The following is a 252-nucleotide window of genomic DNA, read 5'->3' on the forward strand; positions in this document are numbered from 1 at the left end:
ATGCCGTCAAACTGATGCACGAGCAGCAGGTCGGCAGCATCGTGATCGTTGATTCCAAGCTGAAACCGCTGGGCATTTTTACCCTGCGCGACCTGCGTCGCGTCGTAGCCGATGGCGTCGACCTGACCCAGCCCATCGACCGCCTGATGACCCAATCGCCCTTCCATCAGCCGCCAGACGCCAGCGCCTTCGATGCGGCAATGGCCATGACCGAACGGCATATTGCCCACGTCTGCTTGGTTGAACATGGCC

General features: G+C 60.7%; 1 protein-coding gene. It reads left to right on the plus strand.

Features of this window, described 5'->3' with window-relative positions; all coding sequences use genetic code 11:
• On the plus strand, positions 1 to 252 hold a 252-nt coding region (locus O4H47_RS18025; RefSeq protein ID WP_269395403.1), incomplete at both ends, for a CBS domain-containing protein.

Origin of the sequence: Maritalea porphyrae, assembly GCF_027213965.1 — a bacterium.
Lineage (GTDB): Bacteria > Pseudomonadota > Alphaproteobacteria > Rhizobiales > Devosiaceae > Maritalea > Maritalea porphyrae_A.